This is a genomic window from Sphingomonas bacterium (assembly GCF_903643035.1).
Lineage (GTDB): Bacteria > Pseudomonadota > Alphaproteobacteria > Sphingomonadales > Sphingomonadaceae > Sphingomonas.
In genome coordinates this window covers 1-4,469 of record NZ_CAHJWW010000228.1, presented here as the reverse complement: position 1 = coordinate 4,469, position 4,469 = coordinate 1, and the positions used below count along the sequence as shown (strand labels likewise).

Genomic DNA, 4,469 nt, shown 5'->3' with positions numbered 1-4,469 from the left:
GACGGCACGGACGGCATGGACGGAGCTGGCGGCGCTGGCGACACCGAGGCGCGCGCGGCGCTCATTCGATGCCCCACAGGCTGGCCCAGCTCGCCCAGGCGCGACGGTTCGCCTCGGCGGCGCGCGCCATCGCCTCCTGCGCGTCGAGCATCGCCCCTGTCGGGTCGAGCGCCTGCGCGCCGGCCTCCATCGCGCGGCGCTGCGCCTCGATCGCGTCCGCCTGGAGCTTCAGCGCGGTCTGCCACAGGCTCATGCCGGCACCTTCCCGACATGCTCGATCGCGGACGCGAGGCTCGCCGCCCAGCGGGTGATGTCGCCGGCGCCCAGGCAGATCACCGTGTCGCCCGCGCGCAGCCCCGCGGCCTGGCCCTGCCCATGCGCCAGCACCTCGGCCAGCGCCTCCGGGCTCGCCACCTCGTGCGCCGCGCGATGCCCGCGCTGCTTCAGGCCGGCGACGAGCGTGGCGGCGTCGATCCCCTCGATCGGCGCTTCCCCGGCCGCATAGACCGGGGCGACATAGACGACGTCCGCCTCGTTGAACGCGGTCTGGAACTCCGCCATCAGGTCGCGCAGGCGGGTAAAGCGGTGCGGCTGGACGACGGCGATCACGCGGCCGCCGGCGCTTTCGGTCGCCGCCGACAGCACCGCGCGGATCTCCACGGGATGATGCGCGTAATCGTCGACGACGGTCGCGACGCCGCCCTCGACCGCGATCTCGCCCACCTTGGTGAAGCGCCGCTTGACGCCGCCGAACCGTGCAAAGCCGGTGCGGATCGTCTCGTCGGGCACGTCCAGCTCCAGCGCCACGCCGATCGCGGCGAGCGCGTTGGAGACGTTGTGCCGGCCCGGCATGGGCAGCTCGATGCCCTCGATCGAGCGGGTCGTCCCGTCGCGCCGGCGCACGATCGCCTCGAACCGGTTGCCGCCCGCGATCGGCGTCACGTTCACCCCGCGCACGTCCGCCTGCGCCGAGAAGCCATAGGTCACGACGCGCCGGTCGCGCACGCGCGGGATGATCGCCTGCACCTCCGGATGGTCGAGGCACAGCAGCGCGGCGCCATAGAAAGGCACGTTCTCCACGAACTCGACGAACGCGTTCTTCACCGCGTCGAAGCTGCCGTAATGGTCGAGATGCTCGGGATCGATGTTCGTCACGACGGCCACCGTGCCGTCGAGGCGCAGGAAGCTGCCGTCGCTCTCGTCCGCCTCCACCACCATCCAGTCGCTCGCGCCCAGCCGCGCGTTGGAGCCATAGGAGTTGATGATGCCGCCGTTGATGACCGTTGGGTCGACGCCGCCCGCATCGAGCAGCGCGGCGATCATGCTGGTGGTCGTCGTCTTGCCGTGGGTGCCCGCGACCGCGACGGTGGATTTCAGCCGCATCAGCTCGGCCAGCATCTCCGCGCGGCGCACCACGGGCACGCGCCGCTCCAGCGCCGCCTCCACCTCCGGGTTGCCGCGGTGGATCGCGGTGGAGACGACGACGACCGCCGCATCGCCGAGGTTGGCGGCGGCGTGCCCGATCGCGACCGGCACGCCCTTCTCGCGCAGCCCCTGCACGACATAGCCCTCCGCCACGTCCGATCCCTGAACGCGATAGCCGAGGTTCTTCATGACCTCCGCGATGCCCGACATGCCGATCCCGCCGATGCCGACGAAGTGGATCGTGCCGATGTCGGTCGCGACGCCTCTCATCGGACGTCTCCGATGAAGGGTGTCGCCTGTCCTGAGCGTGTCGAAGGGCCGCACATCCTAAAATCCTCCCCTGCAAGGGGAGGTGGCGCGCCGCAGGCGTGACGGAGGGGTAACTCCGCTGGCCAAGGGCATCACCCCTCCACCACGGCCTTCGGCCGCGGTCCCCCTCCCCTTGCAGGGGAGGACCAGAATGGCGCCCCTCACGCGAACGCCTCCCGCCGCGACGGCGTTGCCGCCACCGGCAGCCGTGCCAGCGGCGCACCCAGGCTCTCGACGAGGTCGGCGAGGTCGCGCGTCGCATCCGGGCGGCCACAGCCGCGCGCACGACCCGCCGCATTGGCGAGCGCATGGGGGTCGAGGCCCAGCTTCTGCACCTGCTTGGCAAGCTCGACGGGCGTGAAGTCCTGCTCGTCGATCGTCCGCGCCCCGCCCGCCAGCGTGATCTCCTGTGCGTTGGCTGTCTGATGGTCGTCGGCGGCGCTCGGATAGGGGACCAGGATCGCGGGCCGGCCGGCGGCGGTCAGCTCCGCGATCGTGGAGGCGCCCGCGCGCGCGATCACCAGATGCGCCCAGGCGAGATCGTTCGGCATGTCGGGGAGGTAGGTCGCAAGGTCCGCGGCGATCGACAGCTCGGCATATTTGGCGCGCGCGGCGTCGATGTCCTCGATCCGCGCCTGGTGCGTCACCTGCAACCGGCGGCGGAACGCGACCGGCAGCATCGACAATCCGTCGGGCACCACGCGCGACAGCACGCTGGCGCCCTGGCTGCCGCCCGTCACCAGCACGCGGAAGATGCCGTCCTCCTCCAGCAGCGGATAGGGCCTCGCGCGCAACGCCAGCACCGCGTCGCGCACCGGATTGCCGACCAGCCGCACCTTGGCGGCGAGCGACGGCCTCAGCCGCTCGACGCGGCCATAGGCGGTCGCGATCGCGTCGACCCGGCCCGCCACCAGCCGGTTGACGCGGCCCAGCACCGCGTTCTGCTCGTGGATCGCGGTCGGGATCCGGTCCGCGAAGGCGGCGAGCAGCGCGGGCAGCGCGGGGTAGCCGCCAAAGCCCACCACCGCGGCGGGCCTGAACGTGCGGTACAGCTCGCGCGCCATCGCCCGCCCGCGCCACATCTCGCGCGCCGCCGCCGCCCAGCCCTGCGGCCGGCGCAGCTGGAACCGCCCGGCGGGCAGGACGTGGGTCTGGACACCCCCGTCGCCCGTGTCGAACAGCCCGGGGAAGCGCACGCCGCGCGCGTCGCTGACCAGCGCCACGCGATGCCCGCGCCGCGTCAGCTCGGTCGCGAGCGCGGCGGCCGGCACCATGTGGCCGCCTGTGCCGCCGGCGGCGAGGACGAAGTGCTTGGCCAGGGGACGGAAGGCGTCGGTCATCACGGGCTCCAGCGCACCACATAGGGGCTGCGCGTCAGGAACGGATTGCGCCGGGTGAACGCCAGCAGCAAGCCCATGCCGATCGACAGCGCGATCATCGAGGACCCGCCATAGCTGATGAACGGCAGCGTCATCCCCTTGGACGGGGCAAGGCCGGTGTTGACCGCCATCGACACCAGCGCCTGCGCGCCGAACTGCGTCGCGAGGCCGGCCGCGGCATAGAGGCGGAACTCGTCGGTCTCGTCCAGCAGCTTCACGAACACGCGCACCACGATCGCGAGGAACACGAGGGCGATGACCGCGCAGGCGATCAGCCCGAACTCCTCGCCGATGACGGAGAAGATATAGTCGGTGTGCGCCTCCGGCAGCCCGAACTTGACGTGCCCGCCGCCGGGTCCCGTGCCCGTCCAGCCCCCCGCCGACAGCGTCGCATGCGCGGCGTCCGTCTGGAAATGGTCGGATGCGCCGGTGCCGTCCGCGTCGGGAAACAGGAACGCGTCGATCCGGTTGCGCGCGGTGGAATAGAACAGGTACGCGGCGACCAGCCCGACCGGCACGCACGCGACCAGCCCCGCCAGCACCTTCGTCGGCGTACCCGCGATCACCAGCAACGCCATCCATACGGTGCAGAAGATGATCGTCTGCCCGAAATCGGGCTGCATCATCAGCAGCCCGCCGACGGTCGCGGTCATCGCCGCCGTGATCGTCACCACCGGCAGGTCGCCGTCGCGCACCTTCAGCGACAGCAGCCAGGCGACCGCGACGATGAAGAAGGGCTTCAGGAACTCCGACGGCTGGAACTGCGCGATGCCGACGCCCAGCCATCGCCGCGCGCCGTTCACCTGAACGCCGATCAGCGGCGTCGCCGCGAGCAGCAGGACGCAGACGCCCGCGCCGATCAGCGCCATCCGCCGCGCGGCGCCGACCGGCAGCATCGACACGCCGAACAGGATCGGCAGGCTGACGCCCACCCACATCGCCTGCCGCCAGAAATAATAGAGCGGCGCGATGTGGCGGTGCTCGCCCGAATAGCGCACCGCGCTCGCCGGGCTGGCGGCGGCGACCGCGATCAGCCCGATCGCGATCAGGACGAGGGTCAGCAGCAGCAGCACCCGGTCGATGTCCCAGAACCAGGTGCCGAGCGGCGACCGGTCCCCGCGCCCGCCGCGCTGGCGCACGCGGGCGAGCAGGTTGGGGTTGATCTGGCGCGCGTCGGTCATGCGGCGAGCCCCTTCACCAGCGCCCGGAACGCGTCGCCCCGCGCCTCGAAGTCGCGATACTGGTCGAAGCTGGCGGCGGCGGGGGACAGGAGCACCGTCTCGCCGGGCTCGGCCCTGCCCGCCGCCTCGCGCACCGCGACGTCGAGCGTGCCGCACTCGCTGACGGCCACGTGCG

At 72.0% G+C, this 4,469-nt stretch carries 4 protein-coding genes and 1 pseudogene; all 5 read right to left on the bottom strand.

The window, feature by feature from the left end; genetic code table 11:
• Positions 1-61: 61 nt before the first annotated feature.
• Positions 62-253 (bottom strand): hypothetical protein, encoded by a 192-nt coding sequence (locus tag HUV01_RS12565; protein WP_174298578.1) that lies wholly within the window; start codon positions 251-253, stop codon positions 62-64.
• On the bottom strand, positions 250-1,695 hold the full coding sequence (gene murC, locus HUV01_RS12560) for a UDP-N-acetylmuramate--L-alanine ligase (RefSeq protein ID WP_174298577.1): 1,446 nt from the start codon (positions 1,693-1,695) through the stop codon (positions 250-252). The genes HUV01_RS12565 and murC overlap by 4 nt, the downstream gene beginning before the upstream one ends.
• Before the next feature lie 200 nt (positions 1,696-1,895).
• Positions 1,896-3,074: an undecaprenyldiphospho-muramoylpentapeptide beta-N-acetylglucosaminyltransferase gene (gene murG, locus HUV01_RS12555; protein WP_174298576.1), complete on the bottom strand. Its 1,179-nt coding sequence runs from the start codon at positions 3,072-3,074 to the stop codon at positions 1,896-1,898.
• A complete protein-coding gene (locus HUV01_RS12550; RefSeq protein ID WP_174298575.1) occupies positions 3,074-4,294 on the bottom strand; it encodes an FtsW/RodA/SpoVE family cell cycle protein in 1,221 nt (406 codons plus the stop codon). The genes murG and HUV01_RS12550 overlap by 1 nt, the downstream gene beginning before the upstream one ends.
• Positions 4,291-4,469, bottom strand: a pseudogene (locus HUV01_RS15225) (UDP-N-acetylmuramoyl-L-alanine--D-glutamate ligase); the annotation flags it as partial. The gene HUV01_RS12550 and the pseudogene HUV01_RS15225, both read right to left, overlap by 4 nt.